18 protein-coding genes are annotated in these 24,372 nt (G+C 64.2%); 10 read left to right on the top strand and 8 right to left on the bottom strand.

Annotated elements, in window-relative coordinates; translation table 11 throughout:
• From RMO95_RS20830 to lptM, 7 genes are all read right to left on the bottom strand, one after another.
• A partial coding sequence (locus RMO95_RS20830) for an ABC transporter permease (protein WP_310452602.1) occupies window positions 1-727 on the bottom strand: 727 nt, incomplete at its 3' end.
• Between the two features lie 179 nt (window positions 728-906).
• Window positions 907-2,256, bottom strand: coding sequence for a CmpA/NrtA family ABC transporter substrate-binding protein (locus RMO95_RS20835; RefSeq protein ID WP_310452603.1), 1,350 nt, complete (start codon window positions 2,254-2,256; stop codon window positions 907-909).
• A gap of 219 nt (window positions 2,257-2,475) precedes the next feature.
• The gene (locus tag RMO95_RS20840) at window positions 2,476-2,748 is read right to left on the bottom strand and encodes a hypothetical protein (RefSeq protein ID WP_310452604.1); all 273 of its coding nucleotides are present in this window, start codon (window positions 2,746-2,748) and stop codon (window positions 2,476-2,478) included.
• 145 nt (window positions 2,749-2,893) lie between these two features.
• Window positions 2,894-5,950, bottom strand: coding sequence for an efflux RND transporter permease subunit (locus RMO95_RS20845; RefSeq protein ID WP_310452605.1), 3,057 nt, complete (start codon window positions 5,948-5,950; stop codon window positions 2,894-2,896).
• Window positions 5,951-5,966: 16 nt separating this feature from the next.
• The gene (locus RMO95_RS20850) at window positions 5,967-7,112 is read right to left on the bottom strand and encodes an efflux RND transporter periplasmic adaptor subunit (protein WP_310452606.1); all 1,146 of its coding nucleotides are present in this window, start codon (window positions 7,110-7,112) and stop codon (window positions 5,967-5,969) included.
• Window positions 7,112-8,392 (bottom strand): diaminopimelate decarboxylase, encoded by a 1,281-nt coding sequence (gene lysA / locus RMO95_RS20855; protein WP_310452607.1) that lies wholly within the window; start codon window positions 8,390-8,392, stop codon window positions 7,112-7,114. Before lysA ends, RMO95_RS20850 begins: the two co-directional genes overlap by 1 nt.
• Window positions 8,389-8,649 (bottom strand): LPS translocon maturation chaperone LptM, encoded by a 261-nt coding sequence (lptM, locus tag RMO95_RS23150; protein ID WP_409574980.1) that lies wholly within the window; start codon window positions 8,647-8,649, stop codon window positions 8,389-8,391. Before lptM ends, lysA begins: the two co-directional genes overlap by 4 nt.
• On the opposite strand from lptM, the gene cyaY reads away from it, so the two are divergent.
• Entirely contained in the window at window positions 8,600-8,926 is a 327-nt protein-coding gene (cyaY, locus tag RMO95_RS20860) for an iron donor protein CyaY (RefSeq protein ID WP_310452608.1), read from the top strand. The two genes, lptM and cyaY, sit on opposite strands and share 50 nt — an antisense overlap.
• On the opposite strand, the gene RMO95_RS20865 is transcribed toward cyaY, so the two are convergent.
• Window positions 8,923-11,304, bottom strand: coding sequence for a penicillin-binding protein 1A (locus RMO95_RS20865; protein WP_409574981.1), 2,382 nt, complete (start codon window positions 11,302-11,304; stop codon window positions 8,923-8,925). The genes cyaY and RMO95_RS20865 overlap by 4 nt on opposite strands.
• Window positions 11,305-11,487: 183 nt before the next feature.
• Between RMO95_RS20865 and RMO95_RS20870 the strand changes: the two genes are divergently transcribed.
• The 9 genes from RMO95_RS20870 (at window position 11,488) to gltB (ending at window position 24,282) form a co-directional block, all read left to right on the top strand.
• Complete coding sequence (locus RMO95_RS20870) at window positions 11,488-12,579, top strand: pilus assembly protein PilM (RefSeq protein WP_310452610.1); 1,092 nt, start codon at window positions 11,488-11,490, stop codon at window positions 12,577-12,579.
• Complete coding sequence (locus RMO95_RS20875; RefSeq protein ID WP_310452611.1) at window positions 12,576-13,142, top strand: PilN domain-containing protein; 567 nt, start codon at window positions 12,576-12,578, stop codon at window positions 13,140-13,142. Before RMO95_RS20870 ends, RMO95_RS20875 begins: the two co-directional genes overlap by 4 nt.
• Window positions 13,142-13,903, top strand: coding sequence for a type 4a pilus biogenesis protein PilO (locus RMO95_RS20880; RefSeq protein ID WP_310452612.1), 762 nt, complete (start codon window positions 13,142-13,144; stop codon window positions 13,901-13,903). The genes RMO95_RS20875 and RMO95_RS20880 overlap by 1 nt, the downstream gene beginning before the upstream one ends.
• Window positions 13,904-13,932: 29 nt before the next feature.
• Window positions 13,933-14,421 carry a pilus assembly protein PilP gene (locus RMO95_RS20885; protein WP_310452613.1) on the top strand — a complete coding sequence of 163 codons (489 nt, stop codon included), beginning with the start codon at window positions 13,933-13,935 and terminating at the stop codon, window positions 14,419-14,421.
• Window positions 14,421-16,664 carry a type IV pilus secretin PilQ gene (gene pilQ / locus RMO95_RS20890; protein WP_310452614.1) on the top strand — a complete coding sequence of 748 codons (2,244 nt, stop codon included), beginning with the start codon at window positions 14,421-14,423 and terminating at the stop codon, window positions 16,662-16,664. Before RMO95_RS20885 ends, pilQ begins: the two co-directional genes overlap by 1 nt.
• A gap of 70 nt (window positions 16,665-16,734) precedes the next feature.
• Window positions 16,735-17,262, top strand: coding sequence for a shikimate kinase (locus tag RMO95_RS20895; RefSeq protein ID WP_310452615.1), 528 nt, complete (start codon window positions 16,735-16,737; stop codon window positions 17,260-17,262).
• The gene (aroB, locus tag RMO95_RS20900) at window positions 17,250-18,344 is read left to right on the top strand and encodes a 3-dehydroquinate synthase (RefSeq protein ID WP_310452616.1); all 1,095 of its coding nucleotides are present in this window, start codon (window positions 17,250-17,252) and stop codon (window positions 18,342-18,344) included. The genes RMO95_RS20895 and aroB overlap by 13 nt, the downstream gene beginning before the upstream one ends.
• Window positions 18,337-19,461: a deoxyguanosinetriphosphate triphosphohydrolase gene (locus RMO95_RS20905; RefSeq protein ID WP_310452617.1), complete on the top strand. Its 1,125-nt coding sequence runs from the start codon at window positions 18,337-18,339 to the stop codon at window positions 19,459-19,461. The genes aroB and RMO95_RS20905 overlap by 8 nt, the downstream gene beginning before the upstream one ends.
• Window positions 19,462-19,653: 192 nt before the next feature.
• The gene (gene gltB / locus RMO95_RS20910; RefSeq protein ID WP_310452618.1) at window positions 19,654-24,282 is read left to right on the top strand and encodes a glutamate synthase large subunit; all 4,629 of its coding nucleotides are present in this window, start codon (window positions 19,654-19,656) and stop codon (window positions 24,280-24,282) included.
• The last annotated feature ends 90 nt before the right edge of the window (window positions 24,283-24,372 follow it).

The raw sequence follows: 24,372 nt of genomic DNA on the forward strand, positions 1-24,372 counted from the left end.
TCCACTCGTTCCAGACGAAGTAGCCGATGCCGGTGCCGCCGACCAGCATCTCGGCGGCAACGATCACCAGCCAGGCAATGCCCATCGAAATGCGCATGCCGGTGAGGATGGTCGGCGCCGCGGCGGGCAGGATCACCAGGAAGGCCTTGCGCAGCGGATTGACTTCCAGCGTGCGCGCCACGTTGATCCAGTCGCGCCGCACCGAGGCGACGCCGAAGGCGGTGTTGAGCAGCATCGGCCAGATCGAGCAGATGAATATGACGAAGATGCCGGAGACATTGGAGTCCTTCAGCGTGTACAACGCCAGCGGCATCCAGGCCAGCGGCGAGATCGGCTTCAACACCTGGATGAAGGGATCGAAGGCCCGGTACAGCAGCGGCGACATGCCGATGGTGAAGCCCAGCGGTACCGCAACCAGCACCGCCAGAAAAAATCCCAGGGCGACCCGCGCCAGCGAATGGCCGAGCTGGATGGCAATGCCCTTGTCGTTGGGCCCGCGGTCGTAGAACGGGTCCGACAGGTATTTGACGAAGGCCTTGCCGACTTCCAGCGGCGGCGGGAAGCCGCCCGATTTCTCCGCGCCCTTGCCCATCAGTGCCGCGTACTCCGCATCGGCGCCGGTCGCCCCGGCCGATTCCTTCGGCAGCGTGGCCATGTGCCAGGCGCCGATGAAAATCAGGAACAGCAGCACCGAGATGAAGCCGGCCTTGAGGTTGAGGGAGCGCATCGTCGTTACCGTGAAGTACGTTGCCAAGCACGCTGTGTCAGGTTCGAGCGCAGCGAGCCGATTAGTAGCCTCCCCGCGAGGGGAGGATGGGAGGGGCGGGCCAATTTGCCAGCTTGAGACATTGCGACGTCGAGGTATTTCATGATGTGGGGTGGTTCATCGAAGTCATGAGATATTTCTCAGCTGCGCTTGATGGCGAAGCTATTGATATAGGCGTCGGGCTTGTTGAAGTCGAACTCCTTGCCCATCACCTTGAACTTCTGGTAGTCCGCCTTCGGCACCGCCATGCCGATCTCGGCCATGCGCTTCCGGGCGTCGGTCAGCAGGTACACCTTCTCGGCGATGTCCTTGTAGCGCACCTCGCCCTTGACGTAGCCCCAGCGTTTCATCTGGCTCAGGATCCAGACCGCCATCGAGTACCAGGGGAAGGGATCGAAGTCGGCGCGGTCGGGAACGTTTTTGACATTGCCCAGGCCGTCGGCGAACTTGCCGGTCAGCACCTGTTCGAGAACGGTCTTCGGCTGGTTCAGGTAGTTGGCGGGCGACAGCACTTCGGCCATCAGCGGCCGGTTCTTCGGATCGCGCGCCATCGCGGCGGCGGTCAGGATGGCGCGATACAGGGCGGCGAAGGTGTTCGGATTTTCCTTGATGAAGGCCGCCGGCACGCCGAAGGAACAGCAGGGGTGGCCGTCCCACAGCTCCTTGGAAAGGATGTGCAGGAAGCCGACTTCGTCATACACCGCGCGCTGGTTGAAGGGGTCGGGGCCGAGGTAGCCGTCGAGGTTGCCGGCGCGCAGGTTGGCCACCATTTCGGGCGGCGGCACGACGCGGATCTGGATGTCCTTGTCCGGATCGAGGCCGTGTTCGGCGACGTAGTAGCGCAGCAGGAAGTTGTGCATCGAGTATTCGAAAGGCACGGCGAACTTGAAGCCCTTCCACATCTTCGGATCGCGCTTGTCCTTGTGCTTGACGTGCAGCGTGATGGCCTGGCCGTTGGTGTTCTGGATCGTTGCGACGTTGATCGGCATCGGATTGGAGCCGATGCCCATCGACATCGCCAGCGGCATCGGCGCCAGCATGTGCGAGGCGTCGTATTCGCGGTTCTGCACCTTGTCGCGGATCAGCGCCCAGCCGGCGGTCTTGACCACGCTGACGTTGAGTCCCTGCTTCTTGTAGAAGCCCAGCGGGTCGGCCATGATCAGCGGACTGGCGCAGGTGATCGGGATGAAGCCGATCTTGAGGTCTTTCTTCTCCAGGCTGCCCTTTTCCTGCGCCATGGCTTCCAGCGTGCCGAAGGGGATCAGCGAGGAAATCGCGGCCCAGGCGGTCGAGGCGCCGACAGCCGAGAGGAACTTGCGGCGCTCGCCATCCTCGGGGAACAGCGCGCGCATCACGGTGGTTTGCAGCACGCGCTGGTTCAGCGCTTCCGTTTCCTGCAACGAGGCGTCGTGTTCGGCCTGACTGCCGTGATGGCCGCAGTTGCAGCGTGCGATGGCACGGGTTGAATCGAAGGGATCGTGCAGTGACATGATGGTCTCCGGAAAGAAGGTTCATCCGGTGCAGTGCAGACTCCGTGCCATCTATCACAAGGGCATGATTCGGCGTTACTAATTGTCGTATTCGGCGCGCCGTGCGGGGGATGGAGGGCGGCGGACGAAGCCGCGCGCACCATGACGGGGCGCAGGCCCGCCGTGCTTACGCCAGATTGGGGCGCGGGCTTGCGGGTGACGAAGCCGCGATGCTGAATGTCAGTGGCCGTGCTTGCGCTGGGCTGTGGCGACGGCTTGTTTTGGCTCCGGCTGGGGGTAGCGCATCACGACCACGGCTTCCTCCGGCTCGAACCAGAACTCGCCGTGGGGAAGCTCGAGGCTGCCGGTAATCAGCACCACCAGGCCGTCGGCCATGTTGATGCGGGTCACGGTCTCCCAGGCAAAGGTCGGGTGGGCGCTGGCGCCGGGGCCGTTGTAGATGTGATCGCCGACCTGCACGTCGGCCGCCGCTACGGTGATCCTGTTGGTCATGCCCGGTCTCCTTGCGCGACGATTCCGGGTCGGCCCGGAGCGTCAGGCGAGCATGATGCACTCTTCCCGCGAAGCTCGCCAGGGTATTGCGGACCCACCCTGCCGGTGGCCGAGAGTTGGCGCTGGCGCCACGGCGCCGAGGGCTTCAGGCGCGGCGTTCGCGCCGGCTTTCCAGCAGCGAATAGACGGCCGGCACCACCACCAGCGTCAGCAGCGTCGAGGAGATCATGCCGCCGATCACGGCGATCGCCAGCGGCTGCTGGGTCTCGGCGCCGGCGCCGAGACCCAGCGCGGCCGGGGCCAGCGCCAGGATCACGGTAGCCGAGGTCATCAGCACCGGCCGCATGCGGATCGGGCAGGCATTGCGCAACGCGGCATCGACCGCCATGCCGGCATCGCGGCGCTGGTTGGCGAGGTCGACCAGCAGGATGGAGTTCTTGGCGACGAGGCCGATCAGCAGCGTCAGGCCGATCATGGAATAGATGTTCAAAGTGTGTCCGGTGGCCCACAGCGCGGCGATGCCGCCGACCACGGCCAGCGGCTGCGCCAACATCACGATGGCCGGCTGCAGGAAGGAGTTGAACTGGCTGGCGAGCACCATGTAGAGCAGCACCAGCGCGAGGGCGAAGGTGAATACCATGTACTTCATGGTCTTGCCGAATTCCTCGGCCTGGCCGATGAAGCGCACCTGATAGCCGGCCGGCAGCATTTCCTGCGCTGTGCGGCGCACCGCCTCGACGGCTTCGCCCAGCGGCATCGACGGCGTGGCATAGAACGTGGCGGCGTATTGCAGGTCGAAGCGGCCGACTACGGCCGGCCCCAGTCGTTCTTCGAAGCGGGCCACGGAATCGAGGCGCACCATCTTGCCGTCGCGGCTGCGCAGGAAAATTTTCGACAGGTCGGCTGGCTGGGTGAATTCGCCGGGTTTGGCCTTGACGCGAATGTCATAGCGCTGGCCGTCGCCGGGCTCGTCGTTGAATTTGGCGATGTCGATGCCACCGGTCAGCATGTTCACCGCGAGGGCGACGTCGCTGGAGGACAGGTTGGCGGCGGCGATACGCAGGCGGTCGGGGATGAACACCAGCTGCGGCAGGTCGAGCTGGATGTCGGAATCGGTGCGGCCGATGCCGGGCACGGTGGCCAGCTTCTGCTGCAGTTCACGCGAGAGGCGGCCGATTTCGTTGATGTTGTCGCCGGCGAGGACGAACTGCAATGGCTCGCCGCGCTGGCCGCCGACCACCGCGAAGGGCGCGGCAAAGGCGCGCGCGCCGGGAATCGCAGCCAGATCGCGACGCACCGCGGCGATGACTTCATGTTGACTGCGCGTGCGTTCCTCGCGCGGCGCCATGCGCACCACCACGGTGCCCTGGTTCACCTGGCCGGCGCTGCCCAGACCGATCAGGGCGAACTCGGTGCGGATCTCCGGGTAGCGATTGAGCACGGCTTCGACTTCGCGCAGCTTGCTGTCGGTGTAGTCGATGCTGGACCCCAGCGGCGTGCGCAGCGAAATGCGGAAGCGGCCTTCGTCCTCGTCCGGGGTGAAGGTCTTGCCGACGTTCATGAAAAAGAAGGCCGAGGAGCCGACCACTGCGACGGTCAGCGCCACGACGTGCCAGCGTTGACGCAGGGCACGGTCGAGCAGGCGGATGTAGAGACGGTCGAGGCCGCCCAGCACGCGGTCGAACAGATGGTAGATGCGGCCATGCTGTTTCTCGACCTTGAGGTAGCGCGAGCAGAGCATCGGCGTCAGGGTCAGCGAAACGAACAGCGAGACCAGCACGCCGAAGGTGACGACCACGGCAAAGGAGCGGAAGAACTGGCCGATGATGCCGGAGAGGAAAATCACCGGGGCGAAGATGGAGACCAGCGACAGCGTTGCCGCGATCACCGCGAACACCACTTCCTTGCTGCCGTTGACCGCGGCGGCCACCGGGTCGGGGTCGATCTCCTCGCGATGGCGGAAGACGTTCTCCAGCACCACGATGGCATCGTCCACCACGACGCCGATCAAGAGCAGCAGCGCCAGCATGGTCAGCGAGTTCAGCGTGTAGCCGAAGAAGTAGATCACCGCGATGGCACCCATCAGCGACACCGGGATCGCCAGCGCGACGATCAGCGTCGAACGCACCGAGCGCAGGAAGAACCAGACCACCAAGGATGCCAGCAGCGTGCCTTCGATCAGGTGCTGCTTGAGCGAATTGACGATTTCGAGGATGAACACCGCATCGTTGGAGACGATGCTGATCTTCATGCCCGGCGGCAGTTGCGGCTCGATTTCCTTTTCGAGTTTTTCGCGGATGCGCTCGACGATGGCGACGGTGTTGGCGTTGGTCACCTTGACCACGCCCATGCCGATCGTCGTCTCGCCGTTGAAGCGCGCCAGTTGGCGGTTGTCGGTGAGGCCGTCTTCCAGCTCGGCGATGTCGGTGAGGCGGATCGGCGCGGCATTCGGTGGCGTGCCGCGGTAGCCGACCACCAGGCCGCCCAGCGCATCCAGGGTGTGGAATTCGAGATCGAGCTTGACCAGGTGTTCGGTGGTTTCGCCGACGATGAAGCCACCGGCCAGTTGCACATGCTCGCGGGCGAAGGCATCGCTGATGTCCTGCGCCGAGACGCCCAGCGCGCTCATGCGGTCGGGCAGCAGATTGACGCGGATGGTGCGGTCGCGGCGGCCGCCGAGGCGCACTTCGCCGACGCCGTTGATGGTTTCCAGTTTCTTCTTGATGACGTTGAGCGCGTACTGGTTCAGCTGCTGCTGGGTGCGGTCGCCCTGCACCGCCATCCAGAAGATCGGCGAGGCATTGGTCTCCACCTTGGCCACGATCGGCGGATCGACGTCCCGGGGCAGCCGGCGCTGCGCCTGGTTGACCTTGGACTGCACCTCGGTGAAGGCGACGTCGACATTCTTTTCCAGGCCGAAGGTGATGTTCACCACCGAGACGCCGGGCGAGGACGTGGACTGGATGTGCTCGATGCCGGGTACGCTATTGACCGCGCTTTCGACCAGGTTGGTGACGCTGGAATCGACGATGTCGGGGTTGGCGCCCTTCAGCGTGGTGGTGATCGAAACCACCGGAAACTCGATGTAGGGCAGCCGGTCCATGCCGATGCGGGTGAAGGCGATCACCCCGAACAACACCAGCACGGCGTTCGCCATCCACGCCAGGACGTGGCGCTTGACGGAAAGCTCGGGCAGGGTCACTGCAACAAAAGTCGCGTCAGCGACTCACGACGCTCCCCTCTCCCGTCGCGGGAGAGGGGTTGGGGGTGAGGGCGGCGGCCGGCTTGGCGGCTTCCTTGATGGCGACCGCTGCGCCGTTGGTGAGGAAGCCGGCACCATCGAGCGCGATGGTTTCGCCGCCGGCCAGGCCTTCGAGAATCTCGATGCGGCCGCCGCGCTTGGCGCCGACCTTGACCGGCTTCTGCTGCGCCTTCTTCTGTCCGTCCGCCTCGGCGATGACATACACGACCTTGCCGGCGGGGCGCAGCACGACGCTCTGTTCGGGCACCGTCAGCGCTTCGGCCTTGGCCGAGACGATCACCGCGGCATTGACGGTGCCGCCGCCGCGCAGGCTGCCGTCGTTGTCGACGTCGACCAGCACGTCGAGGGTGCGGCTGCCTTCGACGACGCCGGGGCGGATGTCCTTGATGCGGCTGGCGAACACCTTGCCCGGCGCCAGCGGCGAAACCAGACGGACTTCCTGGCCCTGTTGCAGCCGCGGACCGAAGCTTTCGGCGAAGGGCAGATGCGCGCGAAGTTTTTTCGGCGCGACGAGATTGAACAGCGGGTCGCCGACTTTGACGTAATCGCCGGGAGAGACGATCTGCACCTCGACGACGCCGTCTATCGGTGAAATCACACGGGTCTTGCCGACCGAGCGGCGGCTGTTGTCGGCGCGCGCCCGCGCCGCGTCGAACTGGGCGGAGAGCGCGGCGCGCTGGGCGGCAACGTCCTCGCCGGCATTCTTCGACAGAAAGCCCTTGTCCATCAGCATCTGTTGCCGCTCGGCGAGTTTCTCCTGCTGCTTCGCCAGGGCCTCGACGCGGCGCGCTTCGGCTTCGTCGGCCCTGTTCTGCAGTGCGACATCGCCGGCATCGATCACCGCCAGCAGGTCGCCGGCCTTGACCGCCTTGCCGCTGCGCGCCAGCACCTGCGTGACCCGCCCGGCGACCTCGGCACCGACTTTCGGATCGGCCAGCACTTCGAGGCTGCCCAGGGTTTCCAGCACGACTTCGAAGTCGCCCTTGGTGGCCTGGGTGACCGTGATCAACGAGGGTGGCGGCACCGCCTTCTTCTGCTCGGCTTTCTGGCCACAGGCGCTCAGTAGGGCGAGAGCCAGGCAGGCGAGGAGGGCGTTGCGCATCAGGCCAAGACCGATTCCAGCGCGAACAGTTCCGCGACGTCCTCGCGGCGGCGGATCAACTGCATGGCCTCGCCGTCGACCATGACCTCGGCGGCGCGCGGCCGGCTGTTGTAATTCGAGGCCATGGCCATGCCGTAGGCGCCGGCCGAGAGGATGGCGAGCAGGTCACCTTCGCGCAAGGCCAGCAGGCGGTCGTGGCCGAGAAAGTCGCCCGATTCGCAGACCGGGCCGACGATTTCGTAAGTCATGGCGTCCGGCATCTTCGCGCCGCTTGCCGTAGTGTCAGCGCCAACTCTTACGATCTCGTGCCAGGCGTCATAGAGGGCCGGACGCATCAGGTCGTTCATCGCCGCGTCGACCACGGCAAAGTGTTTCTCCTCGCCATGCTTCAGCACCTCGACGCGGGTCAGCAGCAATCCGGCATTGCCGACCAGCGAGCGGCCCGGTTCGAATATCAGTTTCTCGCGGCGCCCGGCGAGCTTCGCCAGCATCGGTGCCAGATAGTCGGCTGCCGCGGGTGCTGGCTCGTCGGCTTGGTACTGGATGCCCAGGCCGCCGCCAAGGTCGATGTGTTCGAGGGCGATGCCTGCCGCGGCGAGGCGGTCGACCAGTGCCAGCACCTTGTCCGCGGCTTCCGCCGCCGGCGCCGGGTCGAGCAGTTGCGAGCCGATGTGGCAGTCGATGCCCTTCACCGCGATATGCGGCAGGCTCGCGGCGCGGCGATAGAGATCGAAGGCTTCACCGAAGGCGACGCCGAACTTGGCCGTTTTGAGGCCGGTCGAAATGTAGGGATGGGTTTTCGCGTCGACGTCGGGATTCACGCGCAGCGATACCGGCGCGCGGCGGCCGACGCTGCCCGCGACCTCGCTGAGCCGGTCAAGCTCGCTGGCCGATTCGACGTTGAAGCAATGGATGCCGGCCTCCAGCGCCGCGCGCATTTCGGCGTGCGACTTGCCGACGCCGGAGAATACGATCTTGTCCGCACTGCCGCCGGCGGCCAATACGCGGGCCAGTTCGCCGCCGGAGACGATGTCGAAGCCGGCGCCGAGGCGGGCGAACAGATTCAGGATGGCCAGATTGGAATTGGCCTTGACCGCATAGCAGATCAGCGCCCGGTCGAGCAGGCCGTTTGCTTGCAGCGCATCCCGGTAGGCGGCATAGGCGGCCGTCAGCGCGGCGCGGGAATAGACGTAGCACGGCGTGCCGAAACGCGCGGCCAGCACGCTCAGCGGGACGGCCTCGACCTGCAGGCCATCCCTGCCCATCGCGGTCAGGCTCATGGTCGCGACTCGACGGCTTTATTGTTATGATCAGGCGCAGGCGGCACCGCAGTGGTGCTTGCCTGCGGGGTCGGTTGCGGCAGTGTAAGCGGGGTTTTGGTGCCGCAGGCGGAGAGGACCGCAAGGCCAAGCAGGGCGGCGGCGAATGAAGGAGTCAGGCGCATGGCAAATAGGTGTGTCTCGACAGGCGAAGGATGGTAACACGCGATGGATGAAAGAGAATTCATGGCAGCGGCCGATGCGGAGTTGGCGCGCATCGAGGCGGCACTGGAGGTGGCTTCGACGAGCGGTGTCGCCGATTTCGATTTCGAAACCAAGCCCGGCGGCATCATCGAGATCGAGTGCGAAAATGGCACCAAGATCATCGTCAATCGTCATGGCGCTGCGCGGGAAATCTGGCTGGCGGCGAAATCGGGCGGCTATCATTTCCGACCCGAGGGCGGCAAGTGGGTCGGCACGCGCGATGGCGAGGAGTTGCTGGCGGCCTTGTCGCGGACCCTGTCGGAGCAGTCCGGCGTCAGGATTGCGCTCTAGTTCTTCTTTTCTGCGGGCACTGCCGTGGCGGACTTTTCGGCGGCCGGCCTTTCGATGAGTTTCGGCTTCGCATCCCTGACCGGCGCCGGGGCCTGATTGAGTTCCTGCTTCGGCGGCTCCACCTCGTCTGCCGGCGGGGGTGGCAGATACTCCTTGTAGATGAGCTCGCTGTTGGTCTTGCCGGAGGGATCCTCCGCCTTGATCGAGACGAGGCCTGCCGGCGCTTCCTGCCAGCTTTCGGGCACGCCCTTCAAGGCCTTCTCCATGAAGCCGATCCAGATCGGCAGTGCCGCCGCGCTGCCGGTTTCGCCGTTACCCATGCGCCGCGGCTGGTCGAATCCGATCCAGGCGATGCCGACCACGGTGGGTTGGTAGCCGCAGAACCAGGCATCGATATAGTCGTTGGTGGTGCCGGTCTTGCCGGCCAGGTCGCCGCGCTTCAGCACTGCCGCGGCGCGCGTGGCAGTGCCGCGCCGCACCACATCGTGCATCATGCTGTCCATCAGCCAGGCGTTGCGCGCATCGATGGCGCGCAATGATTCGTCACCCGCCAGGGCGGGCTGTATGGCAGCCAGCACGGCGCCCTTGTCATCGAGAATCTGGCGCACGATGTAAGGCTCGATGCGGTAGCCGCCATTGGCGAAGACCGAATAGGCGGCAAGCTGTTGCCAGGGTGTCACGGATCCGGCGCCCAGCGCCAGTGTGAGGTAGGGCGGATGTTTGTCGGCATCGAAGCCGAAACGCGTCACGTAATCCTGGGCGTAATGGGTGCCGATGGCGCGCAGCAGACGAATCGAAACCATGTTCTTGGACTTCGCCAGGGCAGTGCGCAGGGTCATCGGCCCGTCGTATTTGCCGTCATAGTTCTTCGGCTCCCAGGCCTGGGAGCCGGTCTCTTCGGCGGAGATGGAGACCGGTTCGTCGGGGATCACGGAGGCTGGCGTGTAGCCCTTTTCCAGGCCGGCGGAGTAGATGAAGGGTTTGAAACTGGAGCCGGGCTGACGCCAGGCCTGGGTGACGTGGTTGAACTTGCTGCGATTGAAATCGAAACCGCCGATCAGAGCCCGGATCGCGCCGTCGATCGGGCTGGCGGCGACGAAAGCTGCCTCGACCTCGGGCAGCTGGACGATTTGCCAGCTCTTGTCGGATTTCTGCACGCGAATCACCGCCCCGCGTCGCAGCCGCTTGTTCGGCGTCGCCTTGTCGTCCAGCATGCGGGCGGCGAACTTGAGGCCGTCGCCGCCGATGCTCAGTACCTCGCCGCCACGCAAGTAGGCGCGCACCAGCTTGGGCGTGGCCTCGAGCACGATGGCCGGCAGCAGGTCGTCGCTGTCGTCATAATCCGTCAGGAGTTCTTCCAGTTCTTCATCATTTTCCGGGCTGACGTCTTTCAGCACGACATAGGCTTCGGCGCCTCGATAGCCGTGGCGGCGGTCGTAGTCCATGACCCCGCGCCGCACCGCCTGGTAGGCGGCCTGCTGTTCGCCGCGGTCGATGGTGGTGATGACGCGCAGGCCGCGGCTGTAGACATCGTCCGGAAAACGCTCGGCCGCAATCTGGCGCGCCATCTCGGCGACATACTGGGCGCGCACGCCGAAGTCGTTGACGTCGCGCTTGATGTGCAGGGTTTCCGCCGGCGCCGCCGCCAGCTGCGCGTCGTCGATAAAGTTGAGCTCGTGCATGCGGCGCAGGACATAGCGCTGGCGCAACTGCGCCCGCTTTGGATTGGCCACCGGATTGTAGGCCGAAGGCGCCTTGGGCAAACCGGCGAGCATGGCCGCCTCGGCGACCGTGACATCCTTCAGCGCCTTGCCGAAATAGATCTGCGCCGCGGCCGAGAAGCCGTAGGCCCGCTGTCCGAGATAGATCTGGTTGAGGTAGATCTCAAGAATCTGGTCCTTGCCCAGATTGTGCTCAATTTTGAAAGCCAGTAACATTTCGTAAAGCTTGCGTGTCAGGGTTTTTTCGCTGGAAAGGAAAAAATTGCGCGCTACCTGCATGGTGATGGTCGATGCGCCCTGGCGCTTGCCGCCGCCGACGAAATTCGAATACGCAGCACGCAGCACGCCCAGCGTGTCGATCCCGGGATGCTGGTAAAAGCGCTCGTCTTCGGCGGCAAGAATGGCTTGTATCATTACCGCCGGAACGTCCTTGATATGGACAAAGTCGCGCCGCTCTTCGCCGAACTCGCCGATCAAGTGGCCGTCGCTGGAGTAAACCCGCAATGGAATCTTCGGCTGATAGTCGGTCAGCACTTCCACCGACGGAAGTTGTGGATAGGCGAGAATCAGCACGATGCCGGCAAGAGCGGCGGCACTCAACACGGCGCCGCCAATCAGGAGCAGGGAATACAGTATCCAGCGGGCGGGTGCGGACAGGGCGGAAATGGGCACGAAGGGACGGAGTGATGGCGGCGCGTTGGATTATAGCTGTGGCGCTGGAGACACGTTGCGAGCAATCAACTGTGATAATTTTGCTTTACAGTCGATATAGTTGCTGCTAGCATCTGAAGTAAATTATCTGTATAGCTCGTAACGCAATATTTTTAAAGGAAAAATCCTTTGCAGATCGATGTCTCGGCGCTCAAGTCGATCTTTAACCCGAAGCTGCGTCCGCTGATCGGCGTGGACATCAGTTCAACCGCGGTCAAGATGGTTGAACTGGTCGATGCCGGCAAGGGACAGCCGCGGGTCGAGCGCTACGCGATCGAACCTCTGCCGAAAGATGCCGTGGTGGATGGCAATCTGGCGTCGCTCGATGCCGTGGCGGAAACCCTGCAGCGCTGCTGGAAACGACTCGGTACCTCGACGCGCTTCATCGCCATGGCCTTGCCGACGGCCGCCGTCATCACCAAGAAGATCACGCTGCCGGCGAATCTGCGCGAACAGGAGATGGAGGTCCAGGTCGAGTCGGAAGCCAATCAATACATTCCGTTTGCGCTGGAGGAGGTCAATCTCGACTTTCAGGTGATTGGTCCGGCACCGGGCAGTCCCGATGACGTCGAAGTGCTGCTGGCCGCCTCGCGCAAGGAGAAGGTCGAAGACCGCGTCGCTGCGGCCGAAGTGGCTGAGCTGAAGCCGGTGGTGATGGATGTCGAAGCCTATGCGACCCAGGCGGCCTACGAATTGGTGACCAAGCAACTGCCGCGCGAAGGCGCCGACCAGATCGTGGCCCTGGTAGACGTGGGCGCCTCGGCGATGAAGATCACCGTCATGAAGGATGACCAGCAGCTCTATGCGCGCGAACAGGCCTTCGGCGGTTCGCAACTGACCGACGAGATCATGCGCGCCTACGGCATGGGACCCGACGAAGCCGAAAATCTGAAGCGTTCCGGCACGCCGCCCGACAACTACGAAGCGGAAATCCTGCATCCGTTCATTGAAAACATGGCGCAGGAAGTCGCTCGCGCACTGCAATTCTTTTTCACCTCGACGCCGCACAATGAAGTGCATCACATCATTCTTGCCGGTGGCTCGGCGCTGATTCCGGGCGTCGCCGAAATCGTCGGCCAGCGCACCAATGTCAACACCATTCTGGCCGATCCGTTCGCCGGCATGGCCATTGCGCCGCGCATTCGAGCCAAACAGCTGGCCGCCGACGCGCCCTCGCTGATGGTGGCTTGCGGGCTGGCCCTGAGGAAGTTCGATCAATGATCCGGATCAATCTCCTTCCTCATCGCGAGGAGAAGCGCAAGGCGCGGCGCCAGCAGTTTTATGTTCTGCTCGGCTTGGTATCGATACTGGCGGCCCTGATCTGGTTTCTCGGCTTTTCGCTGATCAACCGGGAGATTGCCGTACAAGGCGAGAAGAACGAATTTCTCAAGCGCGAAATCGCCTCGCTGGACAAGGAAATCAGCGAAATCAACAAAATCCAGGAACAAACCAACGCATTGCTGGCCCGCAAGCGCGTAATCGAGGCATTGCAGGCCAATCGCACTGAAACCGTGCACCTGTTCAACGAGTTGGCCAAGCAGGTGCCGGAAGGCATCTACCTGCGCACGCTGACGCAAACCGGGCCGAAACTGGCGATTGCGGGCTACGCGCAATCCAACGCGCGGATCACCACACTGATGAACAACCTCGAAGAGTCGCCCCTGCTCGAGCAAGCGACACTGGTCGAAACCAAAGCCGAGGTCGTCGCCAATCGACGTCTCAATGCGTTCAGCATTACAACCGTGATTTCGCGCCAGACCGCAGCTGCGCCGGGGAAAAAGTGATGAAGCTGCCTGCCCTGCCTGCTTCCCTGTCCTCGCTGTTCAAGCGCAAGTCGGCTGCCGAACGTCTGGCCGAAAAGCAGACTGTCAAGGTCGAGCCGGCTGCACCCAAGGCCCCGCTGATCGATTTCCAGCAGCTGGCCATGGATTTCAAGACCCTGGATCCCAAGGATCCGGGCTTGTGGCCTCTGGCGCCGCGCATAGTGATCCTGCTCAGCCTGTTTGCCGGCTTGCTGGCTACCGCCTGGGGCTTTGGCGCGCTCGGCTGGAGCGTCCAGCTGGAGGAACTCGAGGCACAGAAACAGCAGGAAGCCACGCACAAGGAAGCCTGGCTGAAAAAGAAAAAGCAGGCCGTGAACCTGGACGAGTACCGTCGCCAGTTGGCCGAAATCGACCGTTCATTCGGCGCTTTGCTCAAGCAACTGCCGAACCGGGCCGAAATGGGCGACATGCTGGTCGATATCAACAAGGCCGCCCAGGGTCGCGGCCTGGCCGTCGAACTCTTCAGGCCGGGTGGCGAGGCGCCCAGGGAGTTCTATGCCGAGGTGCCGATCACCCTCAATCTCACCGGTACCTACCACGACATCGGCGCATTTACCGGAGATATCGCCAAGCTGCCCCGCATCGTGACCCTGAACGACATCAGTTTGACCGCGAACCCCAATGCGACCCTGGCGATGAGAACCACGGCGAAGACCTTCCGCTACCTTGATGATGCGGAGATTGCCAATCAGAAGAAAGCGGCCAAGGGAGGCAAGAAATGAAGCCTTCCGGTCTACTTTTGCTGTTGCCATTGCTGCTGCTGGGTTGTGCGGCCGAGGAACATCAGGATCTGCGGGAGTGGATGCGCGAGGAGGCCAAGGGCATGAAGGGCAAGGTGACTGCCCTGCCGGAAATAACCGCCTTCCCGGTGGTCGCCTATGAAACGGAGACGCTCACGCCGCCCTTTTCTCCGGGCAAGATCGTGACCCTGGAGGCGGCTGCCGACAAGACCGCGCCGGATCGCAGTCGCCCGCAACAACCGCTGGAAATATTTCCGCTGGAAGACCTCAAGGTGGTCGGCGTAATCATGGCCGGGGCCGTGCCTTACGCCCTGATCCAGACTCCCCCGCCGAACAAGCCAAAGCATGTCCGGGTGGGCGAATACATGGGCCGCAATTTCGGCAAGATCACGGCGATTACCAGAGATAGCGTCACGGTGCTCGAATCCGTCAAGGACGCGAACGGCGCCTGGGTAGCACTTGAAAAAGTGCTTATGGTGCCGAAAGAAGGAGGACGTTGATGAACAAATTTCACGTTGCCGCACTAGCCCTGCTGGGCTTCTGTGTTGGCTGGTCGGGCACTTCGTTCGCTGCCGAAAACTCGATCAAGCAGATTCAGGTCAGGCGCGACGGCGATCAAGTCCTGCTCAAAGTGCAGATGGCCGCTCCGCTGAAGGCCTTGCCCGGAAACTGGAGCGTGGTCGAACCGCCGCGCGTGGTGATCGACTTTCCCGACACCGACAATCAGTCGGGGCAATCCACGCAGCAAGTGGCCGAGGGTGATCTGCGCAGCCTGAATCTCGTCCAGACGGAAAAGCTCACGCGACTGGTGCTGAATCTCTATCGTCCGACCAAGTTCTCGACCGAGATCGTCGGCGACGCGCTGTTCATCAAACTGCAGGCGCAGAGCGTGCAGGCCAGCCAGGAGGCGGCGCCGAGCGTCTATCAGCCGGCATCGTCGACGGCAGCCGCCGCGAAGGCGGATCAGGCTGCTGACACGGCGGCGATCCGCGACATCAATTTCCGTCGCGGCGAAGACGGCCAGGCCTCGATCACGGTGGATCTGACCGATGGCACGGTGCCGATCGACATCCGCCGGGTAGGTACTGGGATCACGGTCGAATTGCGCGACGTCGAACTCCCCGAGCGTTTGCAAAATCGCCGCGACGTCAATGACTTCGCGACGCCGGTGACGACGATCACCTCGCGCGCGATAGGCAATCTGACGCGCCTCGACATCGCCGCACGCGGCCGCTGGTTCCATCAGGCGCACCTGGCCAATAACCAACTGATCATCGAAGTCAAGCCGATCCCGGCGGATGAGGCCAACAAGCTGGTCCAGACCGGTCAACAGGGGCAGAAGGTATCCATCAACTTCTTCGGTGCCGACGCCTCCATGGTCTTGCGTACCCTGGCCGACATTTCGGGCAAGAACGTACTGATCGATCCCTCCTTGAACGGCAGGACCGTCACCGCCAACCTGGACAACATTCCCTACGACCAGGCACTGGAAATCATCATGGCCCAGGTCAATGCCGGCATGCGGGTGCGCAATGACGTGGTGCTGTTCGGCGATCGGGCGGTTCTGCAAAAGCGCGACCAGGATACCGCCGATGAATTGACGCGGGCGAACGACATTGCGCCGCTGGTGGCGGAGACCTTCAAGCTGAACTATGTCAAGGCCGCCGACATCGTCGCGCTGGTGAATACCAGTTTTGCTCCCGCGGCAGCTCCAGGCGCCGCGCCCGCAGGGGCGGCTCCCGCCGGCGGCGCTGCGCCGGCCGCGGCGGCACCCGCTGCTGGTGCCGCTGCCGCCGGAAGCACGCAGCGGGGCATGCTCACCGCCCGCGGCGGCATTTCGATTCACGACGCCACCAATCAGGTTTTCGTCCGCGACACGGCCACCGTGGTCGAAGCGATCCGCGAAATCATCCGCACGGTCGATGTTCCGCCCAAGCAGGTGCTGATCGAAGCCCGCATTGTCGAGGCATCCACCGGCTTTACCAACTCGCTGGGTGTGCGCTTGCGGCTGGCCGATGCGTCGGCCTTGAGCAATGGTGGCTATCAGGTGCCCGGCACCAACACGACCCGGGCGGTATTGGGAACGACCGCGGGATTCACCAACGTCGACTCTTTCGGCACGCCGTCCGTACCGGCGCTGGCACGGACGAGCACCAACGTGTTCCAGCCCAGCTACGCGCTCGCAGCGGCGGCGAACATCGGCCTGATGCTGTTCAACAATGCCGGGACCAAATTGCTTGCCCTCGAGTTGCAGGCCGCCGAGACCGATACGCGCAACAAGACGGTCTCCGCGCCGAGGCTCGTCACGCTGAACCGCAAGGCGGCGACGATCAACAGCACCCAGCAGGTGACCATTCTCACCGGGGTTAACGCGACCACCGGCCTGCCGATCTACCAGACCTTCTCGGCGCCTCTCACCCTCGGCGTGACGCCTTCGGTCAATCCCGACAACCGCATCAGCCTTGAGCTGAACATTGCCAAGAGCACCATCACCAACGCGACGACCGGCAGCCTGGACACCAACACCATCACCACCAGCGTGATTGTGGAAAACGGCGGCACCGTGGTGATCGGCGGTTTTGCGCGGGAATCCGAGATCCAGACCCAGGAGCGCGTTCCCTTCCTCGGCGATCTGCCTTACGTCGGCTTCCTGTTCAAGACCACGCAAAAGAACCAGTCACGCAGCGAACTGCTGGTCTTCATCACGCCGCGCATCATCAGCGACGCCCTGACGCAGAGATAGTCCGTCCCATCCTTGTCTGAGCGGGGCCGGCCACGCCGGCCCCGGCCTTTTGCGCTGCTACAATCCGCTCGTGAGTGCGAAAAACAATATCTACCTGGTAGGCATGCCGGGCGCCGGAAAGACCACCGTCGGGCGCCAGTTGGCCAGACGCATGCATCGTTCCTTCATCGATGCCGATCACGAGATCGAGGCGCGCACCGGCGTGCGGATTCCGCTGATTTTTGACATCGAAGGCGAGCAGGGTTTTCGTGACCGGGAATCGAAGGTGATCGCCGAACTCGCCGAAGAGTCGAATCTGATCGTCGCCACCGGCGGCGGCGCCGTGCTGCGCCCGGAGAATCGCGCGGCCCTGAAGCGCGGCGGCATGGTGGTCTACCTACACGCCGCACCGGCGCTGCTCTTCGAGCGGACCCGGCTCGATCCGAATCGGCCGCTGTTGCAGGTCGCCGACCCGATGAAGAAAATCGAGGAATTGTTCGCCCAGCGCGACCCCCTCTATCGCGAAGTGGCGGATCTGGTGATCAACAGTCTGGGCGGCAGCATCAACCATCTGGTCAAGCAGGTCGAACGGGAGTTGCAGCAGCGATGCGCCGCCTGAACGTCGCCCTGGCCGAGCGCAGCTATCCGATCCTGATCGGCGGCGGGCTGCTTTCGCGTGGCGACGAAATCCTGGCGCATCTGCGTACACCGCGCATCGCGCTGGTCAGTAATACCACGGTGGCTCCGCTGTACCTGGATTTCCTCGCCAGGGGGCTCGAGAAAGTTGGCGTTGGCATTACGCCGATCATCCTGCCCGATGGCGAAGCCCACAAGACCTGGGAGTCGCTCAACCTGATCTACGACGCGCTGCTGGTCGCGCGTTGCGACCGCAGCACCACGGTGGTCGCTCTCGGCGGTGGCGTCATCGGCGATCTGGCGGGTTTTGCCGCCGCGACCTATCAGCGTGGCGTGCCCTTCATCCAGATCCCGACGACGCTGTTGTCCCAGGTCGATTCCTCGGTCGGCGGCAAGACCGGCATCAACCATCCGCGCGGCAAGAACATGGTCGGCGCCTTCTGGCAGCCGAAGCTGGTGCTGGCCGATACCGATACGCTGCGAACCCTGCCCGACCGCGAACTGTCGGCCGGCATGGCGGAAGTCATCAAGTATGGCCTGATCCGCGACCTGCCCTTTCTCGAATGGCTGGAGGCCAACATGGACGGCCTGATGGCGCGCGATGGCGAACTGCTGGCGCATGCCATCGAATGTTCCTGCGCCAACAAGGCCGAGGTGGTCGCGGCCGACGAATTCGAGACGGCCAAGGACGGCGGCCGCGCGTTGCTGAACCTGGGCCATACCTTCGGCCATGCGATCGAGACCGGCATGGGTTACGGCGTGTGGCTGCATGGGGAGGCCGTCGCCGCCGGCACCCTCATGGCCGCTGAACTTTCGCGGCGCCTGGGCTGGCTCTCGCATGCCGACGTCGAGCGCATCCGCACGCTGCTGGTGCGCGCCGGTTTGCCGGTCACGGCGCCGGATCTGGGGGCGGCGCGCTATCTCGAACTGATGTCCCATGACAAGAAGGTCATTGCCGGCAGCCTGCGCCTGATCCTGCTCAAGGCGTTGGGCGCCGCGGTGACTTCGGCCGACGTGCCGCAGGAGAAGATCGTCGCGGCCATCGCGGCCTGTTGTGGTGAGTGATCTGGCGCCCTACGCGGTAGACGACGGCAACAGCCGCGGCCGCGTCGTCCCCGAACCGCGGCCCAAGGTGCGCAGCGAGTTTCAGCGCGACCGCGACCGTATCGTGCATTCCACGGCCTTTCGGCGCCTCGAATACAAGACCCAGGTCTTCGTCAATCATGAAGGCGATCTGTTCCGCACCCGTCTGACGCACAGCATCGAAGTCGCCCAGATCGCGCGTTCGATCGCGCGCGCCCTGCACCTCAACGACGACCTGACCGAAGCCATCGCGCTGGCCCACGACCTCGGCCACACCCCCTTCGGCCACGCCGGGCAGGACGCGCTCAACGAATGCATGCAGGCGCACGGCGGATTCGAGCACAACCTGCAGAGCCTGCGTATCGTCGATCGCCTCGAAGAGCGCTACGGCGCCTTTGACGGCCTCAACCTGATGTTCGAGACCCGCGAGGGTATCCTCAAGCACTGCTCGCCGGCGCGCGCGCGCGACCTCGGCGAACTCGGCCGGCGCTTCCTCGAAGGGCACAGACCCTCGCTGGAGGCGCAGATCTGCAACCTGGCCGACGAGATCGCCTACAACAACCATGATGTAGACGATGGCTTGCGCTCCGGACTGCTGACCCTGGAACAGCTCGAACAGCTGAGCCTGTTCGCCCGCCATGCCGCCGAAGCGGATGCCGAATTCCCGCAGATATCGCCGCGCCGCAGGGTGCACGAAACCATACGGCGCATGATCGACGCCCAGGTCACCGATCTGCTGGCCGAATCGGCGCGACGGATAGCGGATGCCTCCCTGCGCAGCCTGGAGGATGCCCATGCGGCGCCGGCACTGGTTGCCTTCACCGAGGCAATGCAGGCCGAGAACCGCGCCTTGAAGGGTTTTTTGCACCAGCACCTGTACCAGCACTACGAGGTGCTGCGCATGACCGCCAAGGCGCGCCGCATCATTCGCGACCTGTTCGGTGCCTTTGTCGCCGATCCGCGCCTGCTGCCGCCGCAATACCAGCAAATGGCCGCCACCGAGAGCGTGGTGCGCGCCACGGCGGACTACATCGCCGGCATGACCGACCGTTACTCCATGAAGGAGCATCGCCGCCTGTTCTCCGTCGGAGAACTCTAAACGGACTCCAAAGCGGACTTCAAAGTCTCCATGCTGCGTTGCAGCGTATTGAATTCAACCGCTTTTGGCGGTATATTTAGCACCGCGTTCGCCATGTCAGGCGGACCATACAAGGCCGGGGAGAAGCATCACCCCGGCTTTTTTGCCGACCGCCTCCGGCGTGTGCCGGCCGCATTTCCGAGGAAAGACACGATGGTCCTCCCCCAGCGCCAGGGTCTCTACGACCCGGCCAATGAGCATGACGCCTGTGGCGTCGGTTTCGTTGCGCACATCAAGAACCAGAAGAGCCACTCCATCATCGAGCAGGGGCTGCTGATTCTGGAAAACCTCGAACACCGCGGGGCAACGGGTTACGACCCCTTGCTGGGTGACGGCGCGGGCATTCTGATCCAGATTCCCGATGGCCTTTTCCGCGAGGAACTGGCGCAGCAGGGTGTCACGCTGCCGCCCGTCGGCGAGTATGGCGTCGGCATGGTGTTCCTGCCGCGCGGCGACGCCAGCCGGCGTTCCTGCGAAGCGGTGATCGAGCGCGCAATTCGTTACGAAGGGCAGGTGCTGCTCGGCTGGCGCGATGTCCCGGTGGACAACAGCGGCCTGGCCCAGGCAGCCAAGGATATCGAGCCCGTGGTGCGCCAGGTATTCATCGGCGCCGGAGCCGGCATCGACGATACCGACGCGCTGGAAAGAAAGCTCTACATCCTGCGCAAGGCGATCGGCCACACCATCCAGGCGCTCAAGCTGCCCGACGGCAAGATGTTCTACGTGCCGTCGATGTCGGCGCGCACCGTGGTGTACAAAGGCATGCTGCTGGCCAACCAGGTCGGCACCTATTACCTCGACCTGCAGGACAGGCGCGCGGTTTCCGCGATGGCCCTGGCGCACCAGCGCTTTTCCACCAATACCTTTCCGACCTGGGACCTGGCCCATCCCTTCCGCATGATCGCCCACAACGGCGAGATCAATGCGCTACGCGGCAATGTCAATTGGATGCGCGCGCGCGAACACGGCATTTCGTCGCCGGTGCTGGGCGAGGATCTGGAAAAGGTCTGGCCGCTGATTTATGACGGCCAGTCGGATTCCGCCTCCTTCGACAATGCCCTGGAACTGCTGGTGATGGGCGGCTACAGCCTGGCGCACGCCATGATGATGCTGATTCCCGAAGCCTGGGCCGGCAATCCGTTGATGGACGAGGAAAGGCGCGCCTTCTACGAATACCACATGGCGCTGATGGAGCCCTGGGACGGCCCGGCCGCGGTGGCCTTCACCGACGGCCGCCAGATCGGCGCCACGCTCGACCGCAACGGCCTGCGTCCCGCGCGCTACCTGATCACCGACGACGACCTGGTGGTGATGTCTTCCGAGATCGGCGTGCTGCCGATCGCCCAGGAGCGCATCGTCAAGAAGTGGCGCCTGCAGCCCGGCAAGATGTTCCTCATCGATCTCGAACAGGGCCGCATCATCGACGACGCCGAACTCAAGCGCACCATGTCCACCGCCAAGCCTTACCGCAAGTGGATCGAGGCTTCGCGCTATTTCGTCGACGACCTGCCCGCGGTCAAGCTGCAGGAAAACCTCAAGGGCCCGTTGCTGAAGGTGCAGCAGGCTTTCGGCTATACGCAGGAGGACTTCAAGTTCATCCTCGAACCGATGGCCACCCTCGGCGAGGAAGCCACGGGCGCGATGGGCAACGACACCCCGCTGCCGGTGCTGTCGGACCGGCCCAAGCCGCTGTTCAACTACTTCAAGCAGTTGTTTGCCCAGGTGACGAATCCGCCGATCGATCCGATCCGCGAAGAGATCGTCATGTCGCTGATTTCCCTGGTCAGCCCCAACCCCAACCTGCTGGGCGTGGATGAGACCGAGCCGACGCCGCGCCTGGAAGTGCATCAGCCCGTGCTGTCGCCGGCCGACATGGCCAAGCTGAAGCAGATCGACGCGCTGACCAAGGGCACTTTCCGCCCCATCGTGGTCGACATCACGACACCCACTGCCGAGGGCTCGGCGGGCCTCGGCCGCTCGCTGTACCAGGTCTGCACCCGCGCCGAACAAGCCGTGACCGCGGGCTACAACGTGGTGATCCTCTCCGACCGCAGCGTCGACCATGAACGCGCGCCGATCCCGGCGCTGCTGGCATGTTCCGCCGTGCATCAGCATCTGGTGAAGATCGGCTTGCGTACCTCCTGCGGCCTGGTGGTCGAGACCGGCGCGGCACGCGAGGTGCATCACTTCGCCACGCTGGCGGGTTATGGCGCGCAGGCGATCCATCCCTGGCTCGCCTTCGAGAGCATCGCCGCCATCGCGGCCCAACTGCCGAACAAGGCCACCGCCTACGATGCGCAGAAAAACTACGTCAAGGCCATCAACAAGGGCCTGATGAAGGTGATGTCGAAAATGGGCATCTCGACCTACCAGTCCTACTGCGGTGCGCAGATTTTCGAGGCAGTCGGCCTCTCCTCCGACTTGGTCAACCGTTATTTCGCCGGTACGCCGACCAAGGTCGAAGGCATCGGCCTGAAGGAAGTGGCCGAGGAGGCGTTGCGCACCCATGCCGACGCCTGGAGCGCCAACCCGGTGCTCGCCAGCATGCTCGACTGCGGCGGCGAATATGCATTCAGGGTTCGCGGCGAAGAACACATGTGGACGCCGGACGTGATCGCCAAGCTGCAGCATGCGACGCGCTCGGGCAAGACCGAGACCTACAAGGAATATGCCAAGCTGATCAACGATCAGGGCGTGCGCCACATGACCCTGCGCGGCCTGTTCGAGATCCGGCCCGCGGCGGCGCCGATTGCCCTCGACCAGGTCGAGCCGGCCAGGGAAATCGTCAAGCGCTTCGCCACCGGCGCCATGTCGCTGGGCAGCATCTCGACCGAAGCCCACACCACGCTGGCGATCGCCATGAACCGCATCGGCGGCAAGTCGAACACCGGCGAGGGCGGCGAAGACCGCATGCGCTACAAGCCGGTGACCGCGGCCACCACGCTGGCCGGCGTGATCGGCAAGAGCCGCATTGCGCGCGACATTCCGCTCAAGGCCGGCGACAGCCTGCGCTCGGCGATCAAGCAGGTGGCTTCCGGCCGCTTCGGCGTCACCGCGGAATACCTGGCCAACGCCGACCAACTGCAGATCAAGATGGCGCAAGGCGCCAAGCCCGGCGAAGGCGGCCAACTGCCCGGCCACAAGGTTTCCGAATACATCGGCTTCCTGCGCCATTCGGTGCCGGGTGTGCAGCTGATTTCGCCGCCGCCGCACCACGACATCTACTCGATCGAGGATCTGGCGCAGTTGATCCACGACCTGAAGAACTCCAATCCGCAGGCCAGCGTCTCGGTCAAGCTGGTGTCGGAAATCGGCGTCGGCACGGTGGCTGCCGGCGTGGTCAAGGCCAAGGCCGACCACGTGGTGATCGCCGGTCATGACGGCGGCACCGGCGCTTCGCCGATCTCCTCGATCAAGCACGCCGGCACGCCCTGGGAACTGGGCCTGGCCGAGACGCAGCAGACCCTGGTGCTGAACCGCCTGCGCGGCCGCGTGCGGGTCCAGGCCGACGGCCAGATGAAGACCGGCCGCGACGTGCTGATCGGCGCCCTGCTCGGCGCCGACGAGTTCGGTTTCGCCACGGCGCCGCTGGTGGTCGAGGGCTGCATCATGATGCGCAAGTGCCACCTCAACACCTGCCCGGTCGGCGTCGCGACGCAGGATCCGGTGCTGCGCGCGCGCTTCTCCGGCCAGCCCGAGCATGTCGTCAATTACTTCTTCTTCGTCGCCGAGGAAGTGCGCGAGTACATGGCGCAGCTCGGCATCCGCAAGTTCGACGAGCTGATCGGCCGCGCCGACCTGCTCGACATGAGGAAGGGCGTCGACCACTGGAAGGCCAGGGGGCTCGACTTCTCGCGGATTTTCTATCGGCAGCCGCCGGTGCCCGGCGTCGCCTGTTGCCATAGAGAAGTCCAGGACCACGGCCTGTCACGGGCGCTCGACCACGGCCTGATAGCCAAGGCCATGCCGGCGCTGGAACGCGGCGAAAAGCTGGTGATCGAATCCGCGATCCGGAACCAGAACCGCACCGTGGGCACCCTGCTGTCGCACGAAGTGGCCAAGCGCAAGGGTCACGAGGGCCTGCCCGACAACACCATCACGATCAAGTTCACCGGCACCGCCGGGCAGAGCTTCGGCGCCTTCCTCGCGCGCGGCATCACGCTCGACCTGACCGGCGAAGCCAACGACTACGTCGGCAAGGGCCTCTCCGGCGGCCGCATCGTCGTGCGCCCGCCCGAGGCTTTCCGCGGTACGCCAAGCGAGAACATCATCGTCGGCAACACGGTGCTCTACGGCGCCATCGCCGGCGACGTGTATTTCCGCGGCGTCGCCGGCGAGCGCTTCGCCGTGCGCAACTCAGGCGCCACCGCGGTGGTCGAAGGCACCGGCGATCACGGCTGCGAATACATGACCGGCGGCACGGTGGCCGTGCTCGGTCTCACCGGGCGCAACTTCGCTGCCGGCATGTCGGGCGGCATCGCCTACGTGTATGACGAAGATGGCCTGTTCGCCCAGCGCTGCAACCTGGCCATGGTCGCGCTCGACCCGGTGTTGCCCGAGGCGCAGCAGCCTGACGACGGCATGCGACATCGCGAGCAGACCGACGAGGCGCAGCTCAAGCACATGATCGAACAGCATGCCCGCCTCACCGGAAGCGAGCGCGCCAAGGCGTTGCTGGCCGACTGGGCCAAGGCGCGCGGCAAGTTCGTCAAGGTCTTTCCGCATGAATACCGCCGCGCCCTGAAAGAGCTCGCGGCAACGCAACTGAAGGAAGCAGCGTGATGAAGGCATTCCTCCCAGCCCCCTTGCCCGGCAAGGGGGTGACTGTGGTTCAGTCGCCGCAAACGGCGCGCCGACTTCCGTGCAACGACT

The organism is Sulfuritalea sp. (assembly GCF_031426875.1).
Classification (GTDB): Bacteria; Pseudomonadota; Gammaproteobacteria; order Burkholderiales; family Rhodocyclaceae; genus Sulfuritalea.

Bases quoted from the DNA above. Each gene is read 5' to 3' on its own strand.
- RMO95_RS20835 (WP_310452603.1), bottom strand. From the start codon at position 2,256: ATGTCACTGCACGATCCCTTCGATTCAACCCGTGCCATCGCACGCTGC.
- RMO95_RS20840 (WP_310452604.1), bottom strand. From the start codon at position 2,748: ATGACCAACAGGATCACCGTAGCGGCGGCCGACGTGCAGGTCGGCGAT.
- RMO95_RS20850 (WP_310452606.1), bottom strand. From the start codon at position 7,112: ATGCGCAACGCCCTCCTCGCCTGCCTGGCTCTCGCCCTACTGAGCGCC.
- lysA (WP_310452607.1), bottom strand. From the start codon at position 8,392: ATGAGCCTGACCGCGATGGGCAGGGATGGCCTGCAGGTCGAGGCCGTC.
- cyaY (WP_310452608.1), top strand. From the start codon at position 8,600: ATGGATGAAAGAGAATTCATGGCAGCGGCCGATGCGGAGTTGGCGCGC.
- lptM (WP_409574980.1), bottom strand. From the start codon at position 8,649: ATGCGCGCCAACTCCGCATCGGCCGCTGCCATGAATTCTCTTTCATCC.
- RMO95_RS20875 (WP_310452611.1), top strand. From the start codon at position 12,576: ATGATCCGGATCAATCTCCTTCCTCATCGCGAGGAGAAGCGCAAGGCG.
- RMO95_RS20880 (WP_310452612.1), top strand. From the start codon at position 13,142: ATGAAGCTGCCTGCCCTGCCTGCTTCCCTGTCCTCGCTGTTCAAGCGC.
- pilQ (WP_310452614.1), top strand. From the start codon at position 14,421: ATGAACAAATTTCACGTTGCCGCACTAGCCCTGCTGGGCTTCTGTGTT.
- aroB (WP_310452616.1), top strand. From the start codon at position 17,250: ATGCGCCGCCTGAACGTCGCCCTGGCCGAGCGCAGCTATCCGATCCTG.
- gltB (WP_310452618.1), top strand. From the start codon at position 19,654: ATGGTCCTCCCCCAGCGCCAGGGTCTCTACGACCCGGCCAATGAGCAT.